24 protein-coding genes are annotated in these 23,363 nt (G+C 75.0%); 11 read left to right on the top strand and 13 right to left on the bottom strand.

Features of this window, described 5'->3' with window-relative positions; translation table 11 throughout:
- Window positions 1-158: 158 nt before the first annotated feature.
- Window positions 159-821, bottom strand: coding sequence for a mycothiol-dependent nitroreductase Rv2466c family protein (locus tag RM425_RS11470; protein WP_311345330.1), 663 nt, complete (start codon window positions 819-821; stop codon window positions 159-161).
- Window positions 822-989: 168 nt separating this feature from the next.
- Here RM425_RS11470 and pepN point away from each other — a divergent pair, with 168 nt between their 5' ends.
- Window positions 990-3,542, top strand: a complete 2,553-nt coding sequence (gene pepN / locus RM425_RS11465; RefSeq protein ID WP_311345329.1) for an aminopeptidase N — start codon at window positions 990-992, stop codon at window positions 3,540-3,542.
- A 173-nt stretch (window positions 3,543-3,715) separates the two neighbouring features.
- Here pepN and RM425_RS11460 read toward each other — a convergent pair whose 3' ends face one another.
- The 4 genes from RM425_RS11460 to RM425_RS11445 form a co-directional block, all read right to left on the bottom strand.
- On the bottom strand, window positions 3,716-4,165 hold the full coding sequence (locus tag RM425_RS11460) for a DUF5130 family protein (protein ID WP_311345328.1): 450 nt from the start codon (window positions 4,163-4,165) through the stop codon (window positions 3,716-3,718).
- 67 nt (window positions 4,166-4,232) lie between these two features.
- Window positions 4,233-4,628 (bottom strand): aa3-type cytochrome oxidase subunit CtaJ, encoded by a 396-nt coding sequence (ctaJ, locus tag RM425_RS11455; RefSeq protein WP_311345327.1) that lies wholly within the window; start codon window positions 4,626-4,628, stop codon window positions 4,233-4,235.
- 29 nt (window positions 4,629-4,657) lie between these two features.
- Window positions 4,658-4,873: an amidase family protein gene (locus RM425_RS11450; protein WP_311345336.1), complete on the bottom strand. Its 216-nt coding sequence runs from the start codon at window positions 4,871-4,873 to the stop codon at window positions 4,658-4,660.
- The gene (locus RM425_RS11445) at window positions 4,873-6,096 is read right to left on the bottom strand and encodes an amidase (protein ID WP_311345326.1); all 1,224 of its coding nucleotides are present in this window, start codon (window positions 6,094-6,096) and stop codon (window positions 4,873-4,875) included. The genes RM425_RS11450 and RM425_RS11445 overlap by 1 nt, the downstream gene beginning before the upstream one ends.
- Before the next feature lie 73 nt (window positions 6,097-6,169).
- Here RM425_RS11445 and RM425_RS11440 point away from each other — a divergent pair, with 73 nt between their 5' ends.
- Window positions 6,170-7,435: a kynureninase gene (locus tag RM425_RS11440; RefSeq protein ID WP_311345325.1), complete on the top strand. Its 1,266-nt coding sequence runs from the start codon at window positions 6,170-6,172 to the stop codon at window positions 7,433-7,435.
- Here RM425_RS11440 and RM425_RS11435 read toward each other — a convergent pair.
- From RM425_RS11435 to RM425_RS11420, 4 genes are all read right to left on the bottom strand, one after another.
- Window positions 7,428-8,108 carry a class F sortase gene (locus RM425_RS11435; RefSeq protein WP_311345324.1) on the bottom strand — a complete coding sequence of 227 codons (681 nt, stop codon included), beginning with the start codon at window positions 8,106-8,108 and terminating at the stop codon, window positions 7,428-7,430. The two genes, RM425_RS11440 and RM425_RS11435, sit on opposite strands and share 8 nt — an antisense overlap.
- Complete coding sequence (locus RM425_RS11430) at window positions 8,096-9,256, bottom strand: hypothetical protein (protein ID WP_311345323.1); 1,161 nt, start codon at window positions 9,254-9,256, stop codon at window positions 8,096-8,098. Before RM425_RS11430 ends, RM425_RS11435 begins: the two co-directional genes overlap by 13 nt.
- Before the next feature lie 227 nt (window positions 9,257-9,483).
- Window positions 9,484-10,347, bottom strand: a complete 864-nt coding sequence (locus RM425_RS11425; RefSeq protein WP_311345322.1) for an SCO6745 family protein — start codon at window positions 10,345-10,347, stop codon at window positions 9,484-9,486.
- A gap of 79 nt (window positions 10,348-10,426) precedes the next feature.
- Entirely contained in the window at window positions 10,427-10,954 is a 528-nt protein-coding gene (locus RM425_RS11420; RefSeq protein WP_311345321.1) for an HNH endonuclease, read from the bottom strand.
- 226 nt (window positions 10,955-11,180) lie between these two features.
- Between RM425_RS11420 and RM425_RS11415 the strand changes: the two genes are divergently transcribed.
- From RM425_RS11415 to RM425_RS11380, 8 genes are all read left to right on the top strand, one after another.
- Complete coding sequence (locus RM425_RS11415) at window positions 11,181-13,292, top strand: prolyl oligopeptidase family serine peptidase (RefSeq protein ID WP_311345320.1); 2,112 nt, start codon at window positions 11,181-11,183, stop codon at window positions 13,290-13,292.
- A gap of 60 nt (window positions 13,293-13,352) precedes the next feature.
- Window positions 13,353-14,753: an MFS transporter gene (locus RM425_RS11410; RefSeq protein ID WP_311345319.1), complete on the top strand. Its 1,401-nt coding sequence runs from the start codon at window positions 13,353-13,355 to the stop codon at window positions 14,751-14,753.
- On the top strand, window positions 14,750-15,181 hold the full coding sequence (locus tag RM425_RS11405) for a globin (protein ID WP_311345318.1): 432 nt from the start codon (window positions 14,750-14,752) through the stop codon (window positions 15,179-15,181). Before RM425_RS11410 ends, RM425_RS11405 begins: the two co-directional genes overlap by 4 nt.
- Before the next feature lie 42 nt (window positions 15,182-15,223).
- Entirely contained in the window at window positions 15,224-16,894 is a 1,671-nt protein-coding gene (locus RM425_RS11400) for a glycoside hydrolase family 13 protein (RefSeq protein WP_311345317.1), read from the top strand.
- 10 nt (window positions 16,895-16,904) lie between these two features.
- On the top strand, window positions 16,905-17,471 hold the full coding sequence (locus RM425_RS11395) for a biotin transporter BioY (protein WP_311345316.1): 567 nt from the start codon (window positions 16,905-16,907) through the stop codon (window positions 17,469-17,471).
- Window positions 17,472-17,554: 83 nt separating this feature from the next.
- Window positions 17,555-18,211 carry an energy-coupling factor ABC transporter ATP-binding protein gene (locus tag RM425_RS11390; protein WP_311345315.1) on the top strand — a complete coding sequence of 219 codons (657 nt, stop codon included), beginning with the start codon at window positions 17,555-17,557 and terminating at the stop codon, window positions 18,209-18,211.
- Complete coding sequence (locus RM425_RS11385; RefSeq protein ID WP_311345314.1) at window positions 18,211-18,852, top strand: energy-coupling factor transporter transmembrane component T family protein; 642 nt, start codon at window positions 18,211-18,213, stop codon at window positions 18,850-18,852. Before RM425_RS11390 ends, RM425_RS11385 begins: the two co-directional genes overlap by 1 nt.
- Window positions 18,849-19,376 carry an MOSC domain-containing protein gene (locus RM425_RS11380; protein WP_311345313.1) on the top strand — a complete coding sequence of 176 codons (528 nt, stop codon included), beginning with the start codon at window positions 18,849-18,851 and terminating at the stop codon, window positions 19,374-19,376. The genes RM425_RS11385 and RM425_RS11380 overlap by 4 nt, the downstream gene beginning before the upstream one ends.
- Window positions 19,377-19,382: 6 nt before the next feature.
- Here the strand turns inward: RM425_RS11380 and RM425_RS11375 are convergent, their stop codons facing one another.
- Genes RM425_RS11375 through RM425_RS11365 form a run of 3 tightly spaced genes read right to left on the bottom strand, consistent with a single transcriptional unit; the run spans window position 19,383 to window position 21,986 of the window.
- Entirely contained in the window at window positions 19,383-20,525 is a 1,143-nt protein-coding gene (locus RM425_RS11375; RefSeq protein WP_311345312.1) for a thiolase family protein, read from the bottom strand.
- On the bottom strand, window positions 20,525-21,568 hold the full coding sequence (locus tag RM425_RS11370) for an AMP-binding protein (RefSeq protein WP_311345311.1): 1,044 nt from the start codon (window positions 21,566-21,568) through the stop codon (window positions 20,525-20,527). The genes RM425_RS11375 and RM425_RS11370 overlap by 1 nt, the downstream gene beginning before the upstream one ends.
- A 1-nt stretch (window position 21,569) precedes the next feature.
- Window positions 21,570-21,986 carry an acyl-CoA thioesterase gene (locus RM425_RS11365; protein ID WP_311345310.1) on the bottom strand — a complete coding sequence of 139 codons (417 nt, stop codon included), beginning with the start codon at window positions 21,984-21,986 and terminating at the stop codon, window positions 21,570-21,572.
- Between the two features lie 67 nt (window positions 21,987-22,053).
- Between RM425_RS11365 and RM425_RS11360 the strand changes: the two genes are divergently transcribed.
- Window positions 22,054-22,488: a protein-tyrosine phosphatase family protein gene (locus RM425_RS11360; RefSeq protein WP_311345309.1), complete on the top strand. Its 435-nt coding sequence runs from the start codon at window positions 22,054-22,056 to the stop codon at window positions 22,486-22,488.
- 7 nt (window positions 22,489-22,495) lie between these two features.
- Here the strand turns inward: RM425_RS11360 and RM425_RS11355 are convergent, their stop codons facing one another.
- Window positions 22,496-23,119: a maleylpyruvate isomerase family mycothiol-dependent enzyme gene (locus RM425_RS11355; protein WP_311345308.1), complete on the bottom strand. Its 624-nt coding sequence runs from the start codon at window positions 23,117-23,119 to the stop codon at window positions 22,496-22,498.
- Window positions 23,120-23,363 lie beyond the last annotated feature (244 nt).

Below are 23,363 nucleotides of genomic sequence, written 5' to 3'. Positions count from 1 at the left end.
CCCCCCCCCCCCCCCCCCCCCCCCCCCCACGACTGCGAGGCCCGCCACGGGAGGTCCCGCCCCGTCACGGGGAGAGGTACCGCCGCGTCACGGGAGGTCCCGCCGCGTCACGGCGCGGCGGAACGTCCGTCGACGCGGCGAGAGCCCCGCGTGCCCGCTCAGCGGCGGGTGATCTCCAGGGTCCCGGCGGGGACGGAATCCATGTCCGGGCCGGTGGAGCGGGTGCGCTTGAGCTCCCAGAAGTCGGGCAGGTTCGCCAGCAGGACGGCACCGTCGAAGGCCTTGCCGGCGTCCTCGCCGGTGGGCACCTTGCTGATGACGGGTCCGAAGAACGCGACGCCGTCGATGTGCATGACCGGCGTGCCGACGTCGTCACCGACCGGGTCCATGCCCGCGTGGTGGCTCTTCTCGAGCGCCTCGTCGTACTCGGCCGAGGTTGCCGCCTCGGCCAGGGACGCGGGCAGGCCGGCGCGCTCCAGCGCCGGGGCGATCAGCTCGTCGAGCTCCGCCTTCTCGTGGTGCCGCAGCGTGCCCATGGCGGTGTAGAGGTCGCCGAGCACCTCGTCGCCGTGCTGCTGGGCGGCGGCGATCGCGACCCGCACCGGGCCCATCGCCTTCTTCATCGTCTCCTGGTAGTCCTCCGGCAGGTCGCGGCCGCGGTTGAGCACGGCCAGCGACATGACGTGCCAGTGCAGGTCGATCTCGCGGACCTTGACGGCCTCGAGCACCCAGCGGCTGGTGAGCCAGGCCCAGGGGCACAGCGGGTCGAACCAGAAGTCGACGCGGGCCTTCACGGGGGCGCTCTGCACTGCCTCGGTCATGCGGTTCTCCTCGCGGTCGGCGTCCCGGGCGGCGTCACCGGGCTCTCCCCGGGTGCCAATCAGGATCGCGGCGCCGTTGTTCCCCCGCAGGACGGAGCGGTGGCCGTGGACCCGGGGCCCCCACCGTGGCCGCGAATGCCCTGCTCCTCGCGTGGGAAGCTCCCGGACGTGGCCGCACCCAACTTGACCCGCATCGATGCCTCCGCCCGCGCCGAACTCCTGACCGTCGAGAGCTACGACCTCGTCCTCGACGTCACCGACGGCGCCGGGCACCCCGGCGAGCGCACCTTCGAGTCGACGACGACCGTCGTGTTCGGCTGCCGCGAGCCCGGCGCCTCGACCTTCATCGACCTGGTCGCCGACGGGCTCCGCTCGGCCACCCTGAACGGCGTCGACCTGGACGTGAGCACCTGGAAGGAGGAGGTCGGGCTGCCGCTGCCCGACCTCGCCGAGCAGAACACGCTGGTCGTCACCGCCGACTGCCGCTACTCCAACAGCGGCGAGGGCCTGCACCGGTTCCTCGACCCCGAGGACGGCCAGGTCTACCTCTACACGCAGTTCGAGCCGGCCGACGCCAAGCGGATGTTCGCCTGCTTCGACCAGCCCGACCTCAAGGCCACCTTCACCCTGCACGTGACGGCGCCCTTCGACTGGCAGGTAGTCTCCAACAGCGGTGACCGCACCGTCGAGGCCGGCGACGGCGGCTCGCAGCTGGTGCACTTCGCCCCCACCAAGCGCATCTCGACCTACCTGGTCGCGCTGATCGCCGGGCCCTACGCCAAGGTGACCGACTCCCACGACGGCATCCCGCTCGGCCTCTACTGCCGGGCCAGCCTGGCCCAGCACCTCGACCCCGACGAGTTGTTCCGGGTGACGAAGCAGGGGTTCGACTTCTACCACCGGGTCTTCGACTACCCGTACCCCTTCGACAAGTACGACCAGCTGTTCGTCCCCGAGTTCAACGCCGGGGCCATGGAGAACGCCGGCGCGGTCACCTTCCTCGAGGACTACGTCTTCCGCTCCAAGGTGAGCCGGGCCCGCTACGAGCGCCGGGCCGAGACGGTGCTGCACGAGCTGGGCCACATGTGGTTCGGCGACCTGGTGACCATGCGCTGGTGGGACGACCTGTGGCTCAACGAGTCCTTCGCGACCTACATCAGCACGCTGTGCCAGGCCGAGGCCACCGAGTACACGACGGCCTGGACGACGTTCGCCAACACCGAGAAGGCCTGGGCCTACGCGCAGGACCAGCTCCCCTCGACGCACCCGATCGCCGCCGACATCCCCGACGTCGCAGCGGTCGAGGTGAACTTCGACGGCATCACGTACGCCAAGGGCGCCTCGGTCCTCAAGCAGCTGGTGGCCTACGTCGGACGGGACGAGTTCCTCGCCGGGGTGCGGCGCTACTTCCGGCGCCACGAGTACGGCAACACCACGCTCGCCGACCTGCTCGGCCCCCTGTCGGAGAGCTCGGGTCGCGACCTGTCGGAGTGGGCCGACCAGTGGCTGCGCACCAGCCAGGTGAACACGCTGCGGCCGGTCTTCGACCTCACCGACGACGGTCGCTACGGCAGCTTCGCCATCGAGCAGACCGCGGTCGCCGAGCACCCGGTGCTGCGCAACCACCGCCTCGCCGTGGGGCTCTACAGCGAAGATCCCGACGGGCTGACCCGAACGCACCGGGTGGAGCTCGACGTCGCCGGCGCACGGACCGAGGTCCCCGACCTGGCGGGCCACCCCGCCGCGGACCTGGTCCTGGTGAACGACGACGACCTCACCTACGCCAAGCTGCGGCTCGACGAGCGCTCGCTGGCCACGCTGCGCGCCCGCGTCGGGGCGATGACCGACCCGCTGGCCCGGGCGCTGTGCTGGTCGGCGGCGTGGGACATGACCCGCGACGCCGAGCTCCCGGCCCGCGACTGGGTCGAGCTGGTGCTGGCCGGGGTGGGCGCCGAGACCGAGATCAGCGTCACCCAGTCACTGCTGGCCCGGGTGCAGACGGCGCTGAACAGCTTCGCCGACCCGGCGTGGGCGCCCACCGGCTGGGCGCGGCTGGGTGATCACGCGCTGGCCGCGCTGGACTCCGCGCCGGCGGGCAGCGACCAGCAGCTGATGTGGTCCCGCACGCTGGCCAGCGCCGCCCGGACCGACGAGCACGTCGCGGCCCTGCGCGGTCTGCTCGACGGCTCGCGCGCCCCCGAGGGGCTCGTCGTCGACACCGACGCGCGATGGTCCTTCCTGCAGGGTCTGGTCGCCCTGGGCGCCGCGGGCGACGCCGAGATCGAGGCGGAGGCAGCCCGTGACGCCACCGCGACCGGGATCCGCCGTGCGGCCACCGCGCGGGCGCTGCGGCCGACGGCCGAGTCCAAGGCCGAGACCTGGCGGCAGTCCTTCCACGACGACGAGGTGCCCAACGCGGTGCACGAGGCGATCGTCGCGGGGTTCTGGCACCCGGCCCAGCGCGAGCTGACCGCCGCGTACGTGGACCGGTACTTCACCGACATCCGGTCCATCTGGGACCGCCGCCCGGGCGAGATCGCCAAGAACGCCGTCCAGTACCTCTTCCCGTCCGTGGTGGAGCCGCGCACCATCGCCGCCGCCGACGCCTGGCTGGCCGACGCCACCCAGCCCGCCGCCCTGCGGCGGCTGGTGTTCGAGGGTCGGGACGGCATCGCGCGGGCACTGCGGGCCCGCGAGCGGGACGCCGAAGCCGGCCTCTGAGGCACCGACGAGACGAGGCCCCGGCCACCGGATCGGTGGACGGGGCCTCGTAGGTGTGGTGATCGTGGGGCGATCGCGGGGGCCGGAGGCTCCCCGATCGGCACACGAGGTGGGGCTCCGGGCCGGTCGGGGACGGCTCCTGGCCGCGGTGCGATCCGGAGGATCGCGATGTCTCAGTGGCGGGTGGTGGGCCGGCCCGCCTGATCGGCCAGCTGGCGCAGCCCGTTGATGATGCCGCCGACGAGGTCTCCCCCGGCGAAGGCGGTCGTCATGGACAGCACGGCCAGCGCGCAGGCGCGGTCGGGCAGCCGCCGCGCCGCCGCGGACCCGGTGACGACCTCGGCCACGCGCTGCCCGGGCGAGACGGCGATCAGCACCGCCTCGGCGGTGTTGCCGCCGGAGTGGGCATGCAGCTCCTCGGCGCGGGAGCGGGTCGGGGTGCCCAGGTCGCCCACGTAGAGGGTGAAGCGCAGGCCGGTCTCCCGCGAGGACATGGTCAGGGCCTCGTCGAGGCGGGCCAGCTCCCGGAAGCTGAAGATCTGGTCGACGCCCTCGTCCGTGCGCGCCGCGGCGGTCCGGTTCGTCGCGGTGTCGTGGGACTCGACTTCGAGAGCGCTGGTCATCGCGGGCCTCCGGGCAGGTCGATCGCGGGAGCGACGGGGGTGGTCGTGACGGGTGCGGGCACCGGGCTCACCACGTGCCGCGGGCTCCGCCGAGCGGGCCGGCGGCCCGGGGCCGGGAAGCCACGGTGGCGCCACCGGTCGAGCCACCGCTGATCGCGCGCGTCGCACTGCTGCCCGCGTGCGTCCCGCCGCTGACCGCGTGCGTCGCCGCGGCCTCGTCGCCGTACCGCTCGGGGTAGACCGACGAGCCGAGCGCCTGGGCGTCGTCCTCGCCGTGGCCGCCCCCGTGCCCGGTGGCCTCCGGGTGTGGCTCGTACCAGATCGGGTCGTGGTTCCACGGCTGCCCGGGCTTGTAGCGGGGCCGCCGGTTGCGCGCGCCCGGCCCGAGGGTCATCAGCGCGAGCACCAGGACCACGGCCAGCGGGACAACGGCGAAGACGAGGATGGTCTCGACGACGGTCACACCCGCCAACTTACCGGCACCGGTCCCGGTCAGCCCGTAGTGCTCCCCCAGGCGGCGGGGTGTCGGTGCGCCCAGGGCCGGGCGGCCTCCAGCTGCGCCGAGAGCGAGATGAGGGTGCTCTCGTCGGCGGGCCGGCCGACCAGCATGCTGCCCATGGGCAGGCCGTCGGCGGTCCAGTGCAGGGGCACGCTCACCGCCGGCTGGCCGGTGACGTTGCAGAGGGCGGGGAATGCCGAGAGCGAGATCAGGGTGCTCTCGTCGGCGGGCCGTCGCCGTCGGCGTCGAACCAGCCGATCGGCCGCGGGGTCATGGTGACCACCGGTGCGACCAGCACGTCATAGGCCGCGGTGGCCTGCACGAAGCGCCGGGCGAACGACCGCAGCGCGGCCATCGCCAGCATGGCGTCGCGGGCCGTCAGCGCCAGACCGCGGGCACGCAGTTCCCGCGTGAGCGGCCGCAGGTCACCGACCCGCTCGGCCGGAACCGGAAGGGTGGCGCCGGACAGCGCCCACACCTGCTCGAAGGCAGGCAGCACCTCGGGCCCGACGAGTCCGGCCGGCGCCTCCTCGAGGTCGTGGCCGAGGTCGGCGAGCAGCCCGGCCGCGTCCGCCAGGGCGGTGGCGACCTCGGGCTCGAGCGGCGCCGCCCCGGGCATCGGCGACTCGCGGAGGACGGCGATCCGCAGCCGCCCGGGCGCACGATCGGCCGCGGCCAGGAACGTCTCCCCCTGCGGCAGCGGAGGCGCCCAGCCGGGATCGCCGGGCTCCGGGCCGACCATCGCGTCGAGCATCGCGGCGGCGTCGCGCACCGTCCGGGCGAGCGGGCCGTGGGTGACCAGTCCGGTGATCTCGCTGCCCGACGGCGCGTTGCTCACCCGCCCGCGCGCCGGCTTCAGTCCCACCAGCCCGTTGACGCTGGCCGGGATGCGGATGGAACCGCCGCCGTCGCTGCCGTGGGCGAACGGCACGAAGCCGGCCGCGACCGCGACCGCCGCCCCGCCGCTGGAGCCACCGGCCAGCAGGCCCGGGTCCCACGGGCAGCGCGCCGGCCCCACCAGGTCGTTGTCGGTGTAGCAGGGGAAGCCGAACTCCGGGGTGTTGGTCTTGCCCAGGCTGATGGTGCCGGCCGCGGCCAGCCGGGTGACGACGACGTCGTCGACGGTGGGCACGTGGTCGGCGGTGACCCGCGACCCGGACGTCGTCCGCACGCCGGCGGTGCTGGTGAGGTCCTTGATCGCCGTCGGCACCCCCAGCAGCGGGGGCAGGTCGCCGCCGTCCCGCACGCGGCGCCCGGCGGCGGTGGCAGCGGCCAGCGCCCGCTCGGGGGTGACCGTGACGAAGGCACCGAGCGCCCCGTCGAGCGCCTCGATCCGGTCCAGCGCGTGCCGCACCAGCTCGGTGGGGCTCACCTCGCCCGACCGCACGGCGGCGGCCTGCTCGAGCGCCGTCAGGTCGTGCAGCTGGGTCACGGGCGGCGACGCTAGTCGGCGGATTCCCCACCCCCGGGGCCGCGCACGCCGGCGGTGACGTACACAAGGAGCCATGGACCTCTCCCGTGCCGCCGCGGAGGCCCTCGACGCGGCCGACCCCCTCGCCGGCTCCCGCGCGCGCTTCTACGGCGCCGACGAGGACGGTCCCGACCGGCTGCTCTACCTGGACGGCAACTCCCTCGGCCGCATGCCGCTGGCCACGCCCGCCGCGGTGACCCGCGTGGTCGAGCAGGAGTGGGCGCGCGGACTGGTCGGCTCCTGGTCGCAGTGGATCGGCGCGGCCACCCGGCTCGGCGACGACCTCGGTGCGGGCGTGCTCGGCGCCGGCCCCGGTCAGGTGCTGGTGGCCGACTCCACCACCGTCAACCTCTACAAGCTGGTCACCGCCGGTGCCGCGGCCCGCCCGGGGCGGGACGTGCTCGTCTGCACCGCCGACGACTTCCCCACCGACCGGTACGTCGTCGCCGGCGTGGCCGAGGCCCGGGGCATGACGGTGCGCGAGATCGAGGCCGACATCGACGAGGGGCTCGACCTGGACGTGCTGGCGGCCGCGCTGGACGAGCGGGTCGCCGTCGTCGTCCTGTCGCTGGTGGCCTACCGCTCCGGCGCGCTGGCCGACGTCGCCGAGGTGACCCGGCTGGTGCACGGGTCCGGCGCCCTGCTGCTCTGGGACCTCTCGCACGCCGTGGGCGCGGTGCACGTCGACCTGGACGCCACCGGCGCCGACCTGGCCGTGGGCTGCACCTACAAGTACCTCAACGGCGGACCCGGGGCCCCGGCGTTCCTCTACGTGCGCCGTGAGCTGCAGGCCGAGCTGCGCTCGCCGATCCAGGGCTGGTTCGGCCAGCGCGACCAGTTCGCGATGGGCCCGGCGTACGAGCCGGCCGAGGGCATCGAGCGCTTCGGGGTGGGGACGCCGCCGGTGATCGGCATGGCCGCGGTCGAGATCGGTGCGGGCGTGGTCGCCGAGGCCGGCATCGAGGCGCTGGCGGCCAAGGGCCGGGCGATGACCGACCTCGTCGTCGCGCTCGGGGACGAGTGGCTCGTGCCCGCGGGCGTGGCGCTGGCCTCACCGCGGGAGGCGGTCCGGCGGGGCTCGCACGTCACCTTCGCCCATCCGCAGGCGTGGCAGCTGACGCAGGCGCTGGTCGACCGCTCGGTGGTCCCGGACTTCCGCACCCCCGACCGCGTCCGCCTGGGCCCCGCGCCGCTCTACACCCGCTTCGTCGACGTCTGGGACGCCATGGACCGGTTCCGCACGATCCTCACCGACCGCTCCTACGAGGCGTTCCCCGCCGAACGCGCCCGCGTCACGTGAGCGCCTCGGCGAAGACCACGAGGTTCTCCGACGACGCCCTGCCACCGCCGAGCTGGAGACAGGTGATGAGCACCAGCCGGCCGGGCACGGCCTCCCACACCTCAGCGGCGGCGGGGAGCTCCCCCTTCGCATAGCGCTCGGTGCGCTTCACCTCGTAGCCGACCGCGCCCGCCGGCGTGCTCACCTCGACGAGATCACCCGGGGCCAGGGTGCTGCCCTTCCCGTCGGGGTCCATCAGTGCATCGAAGCCGTACACGCCGGCGCTGGTGGAGTGGGCGGCGAGGTACAACGTGTTGTCGGCCTGCGCCACGTCGCCGACCGGGGCGCCGTAGGGCTCGATCCAGTAGGCGGCGGTGAGGGTCGGCGGGTTGATCACGCCCTGCTGAGGCGTGAGCGGCAGCACCGGGAGGTCCAACCCGACGGCCGGGACCGTCACGTGCACGTCGGAGGTGGGAACGGGAAGCTCCTCACCCTCGGCCGGGAGCGTCGGCTGCGCCGGCTCGCCGACCGGGGTGGTTGCCGGGGCGGTGGCCGCGGCCACCGGGTCGGATGACCCCGTGGCCGCGGCCGGCTGCCGGCTGTCGGTCAGACCGACGGCGAGGAACGTGCTCCCGGCGACGCCGAGGGTGGCGACCGCCGCGACGACGGCGGTGCGCCGGTTCAGGGCTGGCACGTGCCGCCCTCGACCGCCGGACGGCGGCGGGTAAGGGCGACGGCGATCCCACCGATGCCGGAGAGCGCCAGCAGACCAGCCCCCAAGGCGACCGTGGCCGACGCGCCGGAGGCCGGCGCGGCGTCCTCCACGCCGGTGTTGGAGCGCAGGCCGACGTTGGCGGCGGACGGCGCGCCGGGCGCCGGGGCCGACGGCGTCGCCGTGGGCGACGGCGTCGCCGGGGGCGCAGCCACCGGCGCGGGGGCGGGCGCGGTGACCGCCAGCTCTCCGAGCACCAGGGAGAGGCCCGACGCGGCGGGCTGGACGACCAGCAGTGCGTAGCTCCCGGGCGCGATCGTGGCGGGGATGTCCACCGTGGCCGACGACGTGTCCACGACCTGAACCGGCAGCTCAATCGGTGCCCCCGTGGTCGGCGCGCCGTTCGCGTCCAGCTCCTGGAGGCCGAACCGGGCGCCGGTGAAGTCGGCGATGCCGAGGTCCCGCAGGAGCGAGGTGGCCGGGAGGCTCAGCCCGACGGTGGAGCCGGCCGTCACGGTGCACGCCGCCGCGGAGGGGCAGAGCACCTCGGACTCGGCGGTGAGCTCGGGCCGCAGCGTCACGTCTCCTCGCGTCGTGGCGTCGATCGCGAGGAAGTAGCCGACCGGATCGACGGTGAACTCGGGCCCGAGACCCGTCGTGAGGCCGCCGATGACGAGGAGTCCGTCGGAGATGGTCGCGCCACCGGCCGCCGGGAGCGCGAACGAGAGGTTGCGGGTCCCCGCGCCCGTCACGGTGAGCGTCGCATCGGAGGTCGAGAACGTCCGGTCCGCAACCTCGTCGCCGTTGTCGTCCAGCTCGAGGTCCACCGTGGCGCCGGTCGTGTCGAACTCCGTCGGGAGCTCGACGGTCAGCGTGTCGCCGTACTCGGCCTCCGCCGGGACGAAGGTGAGGGTGCCGAGGTCGTCCAGGGGGTCCACGGCGCCCCCGAAGTTCTCCACCGGATTGCCGCCGAGGGCCACCGCGGCGGGGTCGAGCGGGATGGTGATCGCGGGAGCGGCGCCGGCCGACGGCATCGCCAGTCCGGCCGACACCAGGGCGGCCAGCCCGACGACGCCGGCACGGGCGAGGCCCCGGCGGCGGACGGAGCGGGGCAGGGTGCGGGAGGTCATCGGGCAGGCGCCTTTCTTGGAACGGCGAAAATGGCTGAGAGCGACTGATTTGCTGAGAGCGATTGATCCGGAACGTAAGGAGCCCGCCACCACTGGGCAAACCTGCGACAAGCCGAGCGATCAGGCGCGCACCGTGCGGCCCAGTCGTCACACCGACCCCACCCGACACACCGATGTTGCCGAAATCGCGGCCCGGGATTGGCAGATCCGGTCGAGACGGGCGCCAGTCAGTCGGGCTCCGGGACGCCGATCGGGTTGCCTGCCGGCCACAGCCCCGCGGCGACGACGGCGCGGCGCACCGGCCGGAGCAGCTCGGCCAGCCGGTCGCAGCCCGGCGCGCCCAGTGCCCGCCAGGGCCCGAGCGCGAGGCGGTCGGTGTCGGCCTCGATCGAGGTGACCATCGCCAGCCCCTCCGCGGTGAGCCCGTCGCCGGCCAGCCAGCCCCGGTCGGTCAGCCGGGTGGCGGCGCCGTCCCAGGCCGCGTCGTCCCAGCCGCGCGCCTTCTGCAGCCACGCCCGGTCGGACCGGCCCGCCGCCGCGGCGAGCACGTGCGCCTGGACGCCGTCGACCTCCCGGGCGACCAGCGCGACGGTGTGCCCGTCGCCGCGGTGCTCGCGGAGCGTGGTGAGCGCCTGCCACAGCACCAGGTGGGGCTCACCCGCCACGGCCACCGCGCTGTTCGCGGCGGCGAGCGGGCGGCCGGGATGGTCGACGGCGGCCGCCGCGGTGGCGGCCAGCTCCATGGCCTCGATCGCGGCGCCGGAGCCGGTCCACTCCTCCCCCAGCACCCTGCTGACCGCGGCGTCCACGCCCGCGACCCGGGCGTCCAGCGCCGCCGCCGGGGTCACCGCGTCCCACACCGCCGGCACGCGACGGGCCACGAACTCCGGCGCGAAGTTGACGAAGGTCGCGGAGACGACCTCCGCACCGACCGCGCCCAGCGGCGCCGCCCGGCCGGCGAAGTACCCCGACCAGAATCCGCGCAGGCCGGCCGCGGCGAAGGCGCTGCCGGCCTCCTCGGCGAAGTAGGTGAGCGCGTGGAACGGCTCGGCCATGCTCCACAACAGCCGCGCGGTCGCCGGAGAAGTCATCCGTTCCTCCGGTAGCTCGTCGGCCGCGTCCCGAGGCTCGCCGCGAGCGTGCGAGTGGGGAGGAGGACGGGGTCCTCTTTCATGCGCTCACGCTCTCGGGCATGCCCAGCCACTCCCGCCAGCGCGGGTCGACCGTGCGGTGACCGAGCAGCCGCCACGCAGCCCCGGTCGGCGGACGTGGCGGCTGCGGCAGCGACCACCCCAGCTCGGCCAGCGAGCGGTCGGCCTTGGTGTGGTTGCACCGGCGGCAGGCGGCCACCACGTTGTCCCAGGTGTGGGTGCCGCCCCTGCTGCGGGGGACGACGTGGTCGATGCTGGTCGCCGAGCCGCCGCAGTAGACGCAGGTCTGGCCGTCCCGGGTGAACACCGCGCGTCGCGACAGCGGCACCGACGAGGGGTAGGGCACCCGCACGTACCGGGTCAACCGGGCTACCACGGGCACCGGCAGGCTGACCCGCTCGGCGTGCACGACGTCCGCCGCCGAGTCGACCGGCTCGGCCTTCTCGGCGAGCACCAGCACGATGGCCCGCCGGCTGGAGACGACGCACAGCGGCTCGAACGTGGCGTTGAGCAGCAGGGTGGCGCCGGTCGTCCCCGGGGACGGCACGGGCAGGACCGATGGATGGTGTGGGTCGCGACGCGGGCCTGGGTGACCCTCCGACGTCGACCCGGACGCGGCGCGCAGCACGGATCACCTCCGGTCGCCGCGGACCGCCGGTGGCTCCGAGACCCGCGGGCTGGCCCCATTCTGACCCGGAAACCCCGGATCGGCGCTGCTGGGTTTTCCGGACGGCCCGGCCGGGCGGCCCCGGCCCGCCGCTACCGTGGGCGGGATGCGCTACCCCGAGGCACCCCGGTTCGACCTGGTCGAGGACCTGCACGGACACGCCGTCGCCGATCCCTACCGCTGGCTGGAGGACGACGCCGACCCGCGGACCGCGGCATGGAGCGAGGCCCAGGACGCCCTGGCCGCCGACGTGCTGGGCTCCCTGCCCCTGCGCCCGGCCTTCGCCGCCCGCCTGGAGGAGCTGGTGCACGCCGGCGCGGTCGGGCTGCCGGCGTGGCGGGGTGGGCGCGCGTTCTCCACCCGCCGCGACCCGGGCCAGGAGCACGCCGTGCTGCGGGTGACCGAGCCCGACGGCACGGTCCGGGTGCTGGTCGACCCGATGGCGCTGGACCCCGCGGGCACCACCACGCTGGACGCCTGGTCGCCGTCGATCGAGGGCGACCGGCTGGCCTACCAGCTCTCGGTCGGCGGGGACGAGGAGTCGCGGCTCTACGTGCTCGACGTCGCCACCGGCGAGGTCCTCGACGGCCCCGTCGACCGCTGCCGCTACTCCCCGGTTGCCTGGTTGCCCGGGGCTGCGGAGCTGTTCTACGTCCGCCGCCTGGCCCCCGACCAGGTGCCCGCCGGCGAGGAGCAGTTCCACCGCCGGGTGTGGCGCCACCGGGTCGGTTCCGACCCCGACGACGACGTCCTGGTGCACGGCGAGGGCAGCGACCCGGCCAGCTACTTCGGCGTGCACACCAGCCGGGACGGCCGCTGGCTGGTGGTCTCCCGCTCGGTGGGCACCGCCCCGCGGGATGACGTCTGGCTGGCCGACCTGACCGCGACGTCGGAAAGCGGGCCGGCGCCGCTGCGCGAGCTCCAGGTCGGCGTGGACGCGCAGACCTCGGCGTGGGTGGCGCGCGACGGGCGGCTGTGGCTGATGTCGGACCGCGGCACACCGCGCGGGCGCCTCGGGGTCGCCGACCCCGCCGACCCCGCGACCTGGGCGCCGGAGGCGTGGCGGGACGTCGTCCCGCAGCAGGACGGCGCCGTGCTCACCGACGTCACCCTGGTCGACGGGCCCGACGGCGACCTGCAGGTGCTGGCGGTGCACGCGGTCGACGCCACCGACCGGCTCTCGGTCTGGGCGGCGGACGGCTCGGGTCGGCTCTCCGACGTGCCCGCACCGGGCAGCGGCAGCATCTCCGGCGTCGTGTCCCGGCCCGAGGGCGGCACCGAGGCGTGGATCGGCTACACCGACTACGCCACTCCGCCCTCGGTGCTGCGCTGGGAGGCGGGCTCCGGCGCGGCGCTGCAGGAGTGGGAGCGGGCGGCCGTCGCCGGTGCCGTGCCGGAGCTGACCGTCGTCGAGACGCACGCGACCTCGGCCGACGGGACGCCGGTGCACCTGTTCGTCCTCTCCGGTACCGGCACGCCCGACGCCCCGCGCCCGGCGGTGCTCTACGGGTACGGCGGCTTCAACGTCTCGCTCACCCCGGCCTACAGCGCGCAGGCGCTGTCGTGGGTGGCCGCGGGAGGCGTCTGGGTGGTGGCCAACCTGCGCGGCGGCTCGGAGCACGGCGAGGACTGGCACCGGGCCGGGATGCGCGACCGCAAGCAGAACGTGTTCGACGACTTCGCCGCCGCCGGTGGGCACCTGGTCGCCGAGGGCTGGACCACGCACGGGCAGCTGGGGATCTTCGGCGGGTCCAACGGCGGTCTGCTGGTCGGGGCGACGCTGACCCAGCGGCCCGACCTGGCGGCGGCCGTCGTCTGCAGCGCCCCGCTGCTGGACATGGTCCGGTACGAGCTGTTCGGGCTCGGGCGCACCTGGAACGACGAGTACGGCACCGCCGAGGACCCGACGGAGCTGGGCTGGCTGCTGGGCTACTCGCCGTACCACGCGGTCCGGGAGGGGACGGCGTACCCGGCGGTGCTCCTCACGACCTTCGAGTCCGACACGCGCGTGCACCCGCTGCACGGACGCAAGCTCGCCGCCGCGCTGCAGCACGCGACCAGCGCCGAGGCCCCGGTCGTCCTGCGGCGGGAGGTGTCGGTCGGCCACGGCGCCCGGGCGGTGAGCCGGACCGTGGGGCTGGCGGCCGACCAGCTGGCGTTCCTGGCGCGGTACACCGGCCTGCTCCCTCGGGAGGACGCGTCCGGCGCCCCTCGCTGACAGACCGACCTCGGCCTGACACCATTCCGGTGATGGTCAGGTCACTATCCGTCGCCGAGCGTGGCGCGGCGGCGGTGGACGAGAGATCCGGGGAGCGGCGATGGTGACGACGAACGCAGTTCCGCCCCTGGCCGTGGCCCGCCCCGGATCGAGGCTGCGCTGACCTCGACCGCGCCGGAGCAGGCCGCTCCCGGCGCTCCCGACCGTCCGGCGACGTACCGCGAGGTCTTCGCCGTCGCGGAGTTCCGGCCGCTGTTCGGCACCTTCCTGCTCTCCACCGCGGGCGACGAACTGGCCCGCGTGGCGCTGACCGTGCTGGTCTACCAGCGCACCAGCTCCCCGCTGCTGGCCGCGCTGACCTTCGCCATCAGCCACTTCCCGTGGCTGATCGGCGGCCCGCTGCTGTCCACGCTCGCCGACCGGCTGCCCCGGCACCGCGTGCTCATCGCCACCGACGCCGCCCGCGCCGCCCTGCTGGCGGTGATGGCGATCCCAGGGATGCCGCTGCCGGTGCTGCTCGGCCTGCTGCTGGTGGTCTCGCTGTGCGCGCCGCCGTTCGAGTCGGCCCGGTCGGCGCTCATGGCCGACGTGCTCGACGGCGAGCGCTACGCCGTCGCCACGTCGCTGACGACGGTCACCCTGCAGCTGGCCCAGGTCGTGGGCTTCCTGGCCGGCGGCGCGCTGGTCGCCCTGCACCCCTCGCTGGCGCTGGGCATCGACGCCGCCACCTTCGCGGTCTCGGCGTTGTGGCTCTCGGCGCGGCTCCAGCGCCGGCCGGCGCCCGCGCCGCCCGAGCAGGGCTCCTCGCTGTGGCGGGACACCGCCGCAGGCCTGCGCTTCCTCGGCGGCACCCGGCGCATGCTGGCCATCATCGCCGTGCTGTGGGTGGGCGCGCTGTTCGCCAACGCCTGGGAGGGCATCGCCGCCCCGCTGGCCGACGAGCTGGGTCGCGGCAGCATGACCATCGGCGTGCTGCTGGCGGCCAATCCCGCGGGCGTCGTCGTCGGCGGCCTGCTGCTGGGCCGGCTCGTCCCGCCCGACCGCCGGGAGCGGCTCGTCGTCCCCCTGGTCGCGCTGTCCCTGGCCCCACTGCTGGCCGGAGGTCTGGTGGTGGCAGTGACCGGAGGCGGCACCCCGCCGTTCGCGACGCTGCTGGCGCTGCTGTTCGTGTCGGGACTGGGCTCCTCCTGGCTCATCCCGCTGAACATCTCCTTCGTGCAGGCGACGCCGCCGGCCTTCCGCGGCCGCGCGTTCGGTGTCGCGGTCAGCGGCCTCTACGGCGTGCAGGGCCTGGGCGCGCTGGCCGCCGGGCTCGCCGCGGAGGGCATGGCGCCCAGCGTCGTGCTCGCCGCGTGCGGCGGTGTCGGAATGATCGCCGTCGCCCCGGCGCTGGTTGCCTATCGACGGACGCAGCACCGGTCGTCCGTCGGAATCGACGCTGAGGGAGCATCGCGGGCATGAGCGAGTCGCGGCGGTCGCCGTCGGAGCGGACCGCCTTCTACGACGAGGTCGGCGGCTCCGCCACCTTCGAGCGGCTCGTGGCCCGCTTCTACGCCGCCGTCCGCACCGACCCCGTGCTGGCGCCGCTGTACCCCCAGGACGACTGGGAGGGCGCCGAGACGCGGCTGCGCCGGTTCCTGGAGCAGTACTGGGGTGGCCCCACCACCTACTCCGACCAGCGCGGGCACCCGCGGCTGCGGATGCGGCACGCGCCGTTCGCCATCGGCCCGGCCGAGCGCGACGCCTGGCTCACGCACATGCGCGACGCCGTCGACTCCCTGGAACTGCCCGCCGAGCAGGACGCCACGCTGTGGGGTTACCTGGCGATGGCGGCGCGCAGCATGCAGAACCGCTTCCCCGCGGACGCCGGCAGCGACCTCACCCCCTAGTCCCGGCCCGGCCCCCGGCCGACCCGATCCCCGAGGAGCCCGGTGCCACCGGAGCCGACGACCGTAAAAGGACCCCCTGCCCCCCACCGCTCGCAGGCTCGCGGCGGGTCCCTGCAGAGGGCCGAATGGTGGCGGGAGGCGGTCTTCTACCAGGTCTACATCCGCAGCTTCGCCGACGGGAACGGCGACGGCGTCGGCGACCTGGCCGGGCTGCGCGCCCGGCTGGGCTACCTGCGCGACCTCGGCGTCGACGCGCTGTGGATCACGCCCTTCTACCCCTCGCCGATGGCCGACCACGGGTACGACGTCGCCGACCCGCGCGACGTCGAGCCGGTGTTCGGCGACCTCGCCGGGTTCGACGCCCTGCTCGCCGAGGCGCACGCCCTGGGCATCCGCGTGACCATCGACCTGGTCCCCAACCACAGCTCGCACGACCACGAGTGGTTCCAGGCGGCGCTCGCGGCCGCGCCCGGCTCTCCCGAGCGGGCGCGCTACCTGTTCCGGGACGGTCGCGGGCCGGACGGCAGCGAGCCGCCGAACAACTGGCCCTCGGTCTTCGGCGGGCCGGCGTGGACCCGCGTCCCCGACGGCCAGTGGTACCTGCACATCTTCGCCCCGGAGCAGCCCGACCTGGACTTCGCGAACCCCGAGGTGGTCGCCGACCTCGAGGAGACGATGCGCTTCTGGCTGGACCGCGGGGTCGACGGCTTCCGCATCGACGTCGCGCACGGCATGGCCAAGCCCGACGGTCTGCCCGACATGGTCCCGATGGAGGACACCGGGCTGCTCGACGACCACGGCCCCGGCGACCACCGCTTCGACCAGGACGGCGTCCACGTCGTGCACCGGAGGATCCGCTCGGTGCTCGAGGAGTACCCCGGCCGGATGGCCGTGGGCGAGGTGTGGGTCTCCGACGACCAGCGGCTGGCCCGGTACCTGCGCCCCGACGAGCTGCAGCTGGCGTTCAACTTCAAGCTGCTGACGGCGGAGTGGACGCCCGCCGCCCTGCGCGACGCCGTCGTCCACTCGCTGGCCGCGGTCGCGGGCACGCATGCACCGGCGTGCTGGGTGCTGTCCAACCACGACCGGCCCCGGCACGTGACGCGCTACGGCGGCGGCGAGCTGGGCTCCCGCCGGGCGCGGGCGGCCGCGCTGCTGCAGCTGGCCCTCCCCGGAGTGGCGTACCTGTACAACGGCGACGAACTCGGCATGCCCGACGTCGACCTGCCCGATGCGGCGCTGCAGGACCCGATCTGGTTCCGCTCCGGTGGCCGGGAGCGCGGACGCGACGCCTGCCGCATCCCGGTGCCCTGGTCGGGCACCGAGCCGCCCTACGGCTTCTCCTCGGGCTCCGCGACGTGGCTGCCCATGCCGGAGGGCTGGGCGGAGCTCACGGCGGAGGCGCAGGCCGTCCAGCCTGCGTCGATACAGTCGCTGTACCGAACGGCGCTGGCGTTGCGGGCCTCCTCGCCCGCGTTCGCCGGGGCGGAGCTGGAGTGGTTACCGGCACCCGACGGATGCCTGGCGTTCCGCCGTCCGGGAGGGCTCGTCTGCCTGCTCAACCTCTCCGGTGCGGCCGTGCCGCTGCCGGAGGGGCGGGTGATGCTCGCCAGCGGGCCTCTGGAGAACGGGACGGTGCCGGTCGACACCGCGGTCTGGGCCGAGCACCAGGGCGTCGTCCCCGGCCAGGAATCGGCCGGACCCGTTCGGTAACTTGCCTCCCGTGAAGTCCCGGGATCTCGCCTACGTCGCCCTGTTCGCCGCGATCGTCGCGGTGCTGGGACTCCTGCCGCCGGTGCCCGTGCCCGGCATCCCCGTACCGATCACGGCGCAGACCCTCGGCGTCATGCTCGCCGGGTCGGTGCTGGGCGCCAAGCGCGGCGGTCTGGCGCTGCTGGTCTTCCTCGCGCTGGTGGCCATGGGCGCGCCGATCCTCTCGGGCGGGCGCGGGGGCCTGGGTGTCTTCGTCGGCCCGAGCGCCGGCTACCTGTACAGCTGGCCGATCGCGGCCATGGTCATCGGCCTGCTCACCCAGCTCTTCTGGCGTCGCTTCAACCTCGCGTGGGCGATGGTGGCCAACCTGATCGGCGGGATCGTCGTCATCTACGCGGTCGGCATCCCGTTCACCAGCCTGTACGGCGACGTGCCGCTCTGGGCCTCGTTCACCGGGTCCTTCGCGTTCATCCCGGGCGACCTCGTCAAGGCGGTCGCCGCCTCGGTGGTGGCCGTCGCGGTCCGCCGCGCCTACCCCGTGATCGAGCTGCCGTCGCGGCGCGTCACCGCGAGCTGACCCGCGTGCGGTGGCGACGGCGTCCCGGTGCGGACCCCGAGACGCCCGCTGTCGCGTCCGGGGCCTCGATCGAGCTGCGGGACGTGGCACACGCCTACGGCGAGCGGACCGTCCTGGCGGGCGTGTCGCTCACCCTGACCGAGCGCCGCGTGGGCGTGATCGGCGCCAACGGCTCCGGCAAGAGCACGTTCGCGCGACTGCTCAACGGCCTGGTCGTGCCCACGTCGGGCGCGGTACGGGTGGACGGTCTGGACACCCGCACCCAGGTGCGTGCCGTGCGTCGCCGGGTGGGCTTCGTGTTCCAGGACCCGGACGCGCAGATCGTGCACCCCACGGTGGCGGAGGACCTCGCGTTCGGGCCGCAGAACCAGGGACTGCCCCCTGCCGAGATCGCGCTGCGGGTCGAGGAGCTGCTCGGCCGGTACGAGCTGGCCGGGCACCGCGACCACCCGGCGCACCTGCTCTCCGGCGGGCAGAAGCAGTTGCTGGCGATCGCCGGCGTGCTGGCCATGCGACCCCAGCGGATCGTGTTCGACGAGCCGACCACCCTGCTGGACCTCGCGAACACGCGGAAGGTGCAGCGGGTCATCTCCGAGCTGGAGCAGGACGTCGTGGTCGTGACCCACCACCTCGACCTCCTGTCCGGCTTCGACCGCGTGCTGGTGGTCGAGGACGGGCGGGTGGCGGCCGACGGCACCCCGGCCGAGACGGTGCCCTGGTACGTGGCCAGGATGACCTGATGCTCTCCCTCTACGTGCCGGGGACCAGCCCTGTGCACCGGGCACCGGCCGGGCTGAAGCTCGGCCTGCTGGCCGTTCTCGGGGTGGCGCTCTTCCTCACCGAACGGCCGGCCGCCGTGGGCGGCGCGCTCGTCGTGGCCCTGGGCGTCGGGCTGATCGCCGCCGGGCTGCCGTGGCGTGCGCTGTCGGCCCAGGTCCGCCCGGTCTGGCTCTGGCTGATCCTGCTGTTCGTCTTCCACCTGCTGGTCACCGACCTCCGGACCGGCACGGTGGCGGTGGTGCGACTGCTGGCCCTGCTCGTGGCGGCGGCGGTGGTGACGGCGACGACCCGGGTCACCGCACTGGTGGCCGTCGTCGAGTGGCTGGCCTCGCCGCTGCGCGTGTTCGGGGTGCGGCCGGCGCGCATCGGGCTGGTCATCGCGATGACGCTGCGGTTCATCCCGCTGGTGGCCGAGCGGGCGGCCGGGATCCGCGAGGCGCAGGCCGCCCGCGGGGCGGACCGGCTGCGCTGGGGCATGGCGGTGCCGCTGCTGGTGCAGGTGCTGCGGATGGCGACGACGGTCGGCGAGGCACTGGACGCCCGCGGCGCGGACGACGCGCCCGCGCGCCGCCCGCGGCGTCGCCCGGCGGTGGCGTCGTGACCGGTTCCGTGCGCGAGATCTGGCGGACCGGCACCGCCGCCGCCCCGATGCTGCGGGTGCCCAGCGGCCGGCTGGTGCCGGGCGTCGGGCTGGACGGGGACCGCTACGCCCTCGGCGGCGGGACGTGGGCGCAGTACCCCGAACTCGAGAAGCAGCTGACGCTGATCGACCGGGACGACGTCGCCGCGGTCGCCGCTGAGGTGGGTGCCGCTCTCACCCCCGGCGACACCCGGCGGAACCTGGTCACCTCGGGCATCGATCTGCCCTCGCTCGTGGGTACCTGGTTCGCTGTCGGCGACGCCTTGGTGTTCGGGATGAAGCGCTGCCCACCGTGCACGCACCTGGAGCGGCTGACCGGGCTGAAGCTCGTGAAGGCGATGGTGCACCGGGGCGGGATCAACGCGGCGGTGTTCGGTGGCGGGCTGATCGCCGAGGGCTCGGTGATCAGGCCGGTCCCGGACGAGGAGGCCGCGAGCCGGGGCGCACCCACCGGCGCTGCGCGGCCGGTGCCCCGCCTGGTCTGACCGCCGTCAGCCGCACGCCTCCACGACCATTGCCACCCCCTGGCCGCCGCCTGCCGCGATGGCCGCGAGGCCGTAGCGGCCCCTCCGGCCTCGGGCCAGCTGGGAGAAGAGACGGACGACGAGCACCGCACCCGAGGCGCCCCAGGGGTGGCCGAGGGCCAGCGCGCCCCCCTGAGGGCACACCCGCTCCGGGTCCAGGCGCAGGTCGGCGCAGCACGCGAGCACCTGGCCGGCGAACGCCTCGTTGAACTCGACGACGTCGACCTCGTCCAGGCGGAGCCGCGCGCGGTCGAGGGCCAACGTGGCAGCGGGGACGATGCCGAGCCCCGGACGGTTGGGGTCGACCCCCGCCGTGGCGGTGGCCAGCACCCGCAGCCCCCGCCCGCCTCGCCGGTGATGCGTCGCGGCGTCGACCATCGTCACCACCGCGGCGCCGTCGTTGATACCGCAGGAATTGCCCGCGGTCACAGCGCCCTCCGGGTCGAAGGCCGGCCGCAGCCGCGCCAGCCGGGCGACGCTGAGACCGTCCCGCGGACGCTCGTCGACGTCGACGCCGCCCAGCGGGACGATCTCGCCCACGAACCCGCCGGCCCGCTGGGTCGCCATCGCGCGGGCGTGGGACCGGGCGGCGTACTCGTCCTGCTGGGCCCGGGTGATCCCGCGTTCCGCGGCGATCAGCTCCGCCGCCGGTCCCATGTCCGGATCACCGATGTGCGCGGGAGCGAAGGGGGCCCGTTCATAGCGGGTGGCCGGGCCGTCGCCCTGCGGCGCCCAGGACCGCCAGGGCGCGGTGGATGCGGACTCCACGCCACCGGCCAGCACCGTCCCCTCCTCGCCGCGCAGCACGGCGGCGCCCAGGACGACGGCAGCCAGACCACTGGCGCACTGCCGGTCGACGGTGAGTGCAGGCAGGGTCACGGGTAGGCCGGCCTGGAGCGCGGCGACGCGGGCGACATCACCGCCGGGACCCATGCAGTTGCCCAGCACGACCTCGCAGGTGGGTGAGCCGGGGCGTGCGCCGGCCGTGAGATCCGCGAGCACGGCGGCCGCGAGGTCGGCGGCGGTGTACCCGGCCAGTGACCGCCCCGCCGTCCCGATCGGCGTGCGGCGCGCGGCCACGATGACCGGCGCATCCGGGTCCGTGGGCATCACCGGGGGGTGTCCTCGGGGCTGGTGGATGCCTCGGGGGTGGCGGCTACCGGGGCGAGCCGCCCGGAGGCCACCAGCTCGGCCACCGCCGCGCGGTCGACCTTGCCGGCGTCGGTCATCGGGAAGCACGGCAGGCGGAACCACAGGCGGGGCCGCTGAGCCGCGGAGAGGCCGCTCCGTGACGCCCGCTGGGCGACCGGCAGTGCCGCGGGCTCGGCGAGCACCGCGGCGACGACCGCGCCGAACCGCGGGTGCGGGACGCCGACCACCACCACCTCGCTCCCGGTCACCCGGCGCAGGGCCTCCTCCACGTCGTCGACGAGCACCGTGGCGCCGCCGGTGACGACGGCTTCGGCTCCCCGTCCGGTCACGGTGAGCACCCCCTCGTCCAGCCGACCGCGGTCCCCTACGGTGGCGAAGCCGTCGGCGGCGACGGTGAACGGTCCTTCGGCACCACCGGCGTAACCCCGCGACAGGAAGGGCGACCGCGCCCAGACGCGCCCGTCCCGGATGTCGACGGTCACGTCCGGGAAGGGCCGCAGGTCGTCCTCGTCGCCGCCCCAGGCGACGAAGGACAGCTCGGCCGCCCCGTAGTAATGGGCGATCCGTGCGCCGCCCGCGCGCGCCTGCGCGGCCAGTGCGGGTTGCAGTCGGTCACCGGCGACCACGACGGTGCACCCGCGGAGATCGGTGCCCCCACGCAGGAGGGCGAGCAGCACGGCCGGCGTGACGTGCAGGTGCGTGGCCTGCTCCGGGTCGGCGACCAGCGGCAGCGCCTCGTACCGGGCGTGGACGGCGGCGAAGAGGTTCATCGTCGCCGACAGCGGCCCGGGCACGCAGACCCGGGACGACGCCCCGATCCCGGCCAGCGCCGAGACGTGTGCGAACGAGTCCACCCATGACGCGGTGGTCCGCACGACCACGCGCGGCCGGCTGGTGGTGCCCGAGGTCCGGAGGGCGATCAACCCGCCCCTGTCATGGGCGTCGAGCACCGCGGCCACGGGGTCCTCGGCAGCGGCGATGTCCGCGATCGACTCCGGCACGTCAGGCGGCCGGCGGCTGGTCGGTGAACCGGGCCAGGAAGTCCTTCTCCTCGGGCGTGAGCCGGCGCGGGCGCTCGAGGGCGAAGTCGAACGGCACGATCTTGGTGCTGCCGGTGACGGCCAGCTTGCCGTGGTCGAAGAGCTCGTAGCGGCACAGGAAGGTCGCCGCGCGGACGTCGGTGACCCAGACGTCGATCTGCAGCGGCTGGGAGGAGTAGACGACCTGGCGCTTGTAGGCGATCTCGTGCGCGGCGACGATCAGGCCGCGCCGCTGCCCCGTCCTCAGGTCGTGCGTGGGCTGCTCGCGGAACAGGCTGATCCGGGCCATCTCGAAGTAGCCGAGGAAGGCCACGTTGTTGATGTGCTGGTAGGCGTCCATGTCCGACCAGCGCATCGGGACCGCAGCGGTGTGCCTCACACCGCCACCCTGCCCTACCCCTCGCCGGGCCTACGACCGGACCCGCGCACGCGCCTACGGTGAGGCGGTGGGGAACTCCTGGCCCGCCGACCTTCCCGGGGTCCTTCCCCTGCCGTCCGGACGGAGGGTGCTGGGCCGCGGGCTGCGCACTCCGCCCCCGGTTCCTCCGCCGGACCTCGGGGTCTACCTGCTGGCGCGCCGGCCGCGGGCCGCGGCCTGGGAGCAGCACTGGGTGCGGTGGCGGGACTTCGGCCTTCCCCGGGACCCGGCCGAGCTGCGGACGGCGCTGGCCGCGGCCTGGGAGCGCGCCGCCGGCGAACGGGTGGAGATCGCCTGCGGCGGCGGCATCGGACGCACCGGCACCGCGCTGGCCTGCCTGGCCGTCCTGGACGGCGTCGCTGCGCAGGACGCGGTCGCCTTCGTCCGCCGGCACTACCGCCGCCGTGCGGTGGAGACGCGAGGTCAGCGCCGGTTCGTCAGCGCGTTCGGAGCGGCCGGCTGAGGTGCGGTCAGCCGGTCAGCCGCCGGGCGATGCGCTCCTGGCCGGGGCCGGACAGGTCGGCGACGGCGGCCGGCCGGCCGGCCACGGTCATCAGGAGCGCCTCCGCGGCGCCCCGGACCTCGGGGCCGCGGCCGAAGGACCAGTCGATGTCGGTGGCCACGAGCCGGACGTCGCGCACCCGCAGGGCACCCAGCAGGGTCGGGGCGAACAGGGCCGTGCGCAGCGCCGGCACCAGCCGCTCGGCCGGGACCTGCCGGGGCAGGCCGAGCGGGCGCCGGATGTCCTGCTGGTGGATCATCCCGTCGGTCAGGGCGATCGCGCCGCCCATCGCGGCGGTCAGCCCCGTCGGCGTGAGATGGCCGTCCAGGAGGCGGAGCAGCTCTTCGGGCGTCCGGGTGCCGTACTCCCGCAGTCCGATGGCGTTGGACCGGTCGACGCTGAGCAGCCCCCGCGCGAGCCGTTCGGCCAGCTGCCGGGGACCGAGTTCCTCGTAGCTCAGCATGTGCGCCACGACGTCCTGGACGGTCCAGCCCGCGCACAGCGAGGGCGCCCGCCACTGCTCCGGGGACAGGCCGCTCAGGAGGTCGCGCAGCTCCTCGCGTTCGGCGCGGGCCAGGTGCATGACGGACATGCGCGCTCCGGGGAGGTCTCGGTCGCATCGGTCACGACGGCTGGCCGGAGCGTAGGGCGCCGGCCCAGGTCCCGGACAGCCCCCAGCCGCGGTTCCCGAGTGGCCCCCATCCCGCGGGCCAGGCCGGTCCCCACCGCGCGGCCGCACTCCGCACGGAGCGCGGGCGGAACGACGACGGCCGGCGCGGAACGACGACGGCCGGCGCGGAACGACGACGGCCGGCGCGGAACGACGACGGCCGGCG

Origin of the sequence: Blastococcus goldschmidtiae (assembly GCF_031845325.1) — a bacterium.
Taxonomy (GTDB): domain Bacteria; phylum Actinomycetota; class Actinomycetes; order Mycobacteriales; family Geodermatophilaceae; genus Blastococcus; species Blastococcus goldschmidtiae.
This window is presented reverse-complemented; position numbering and strand designations above follow the sequence as displayed.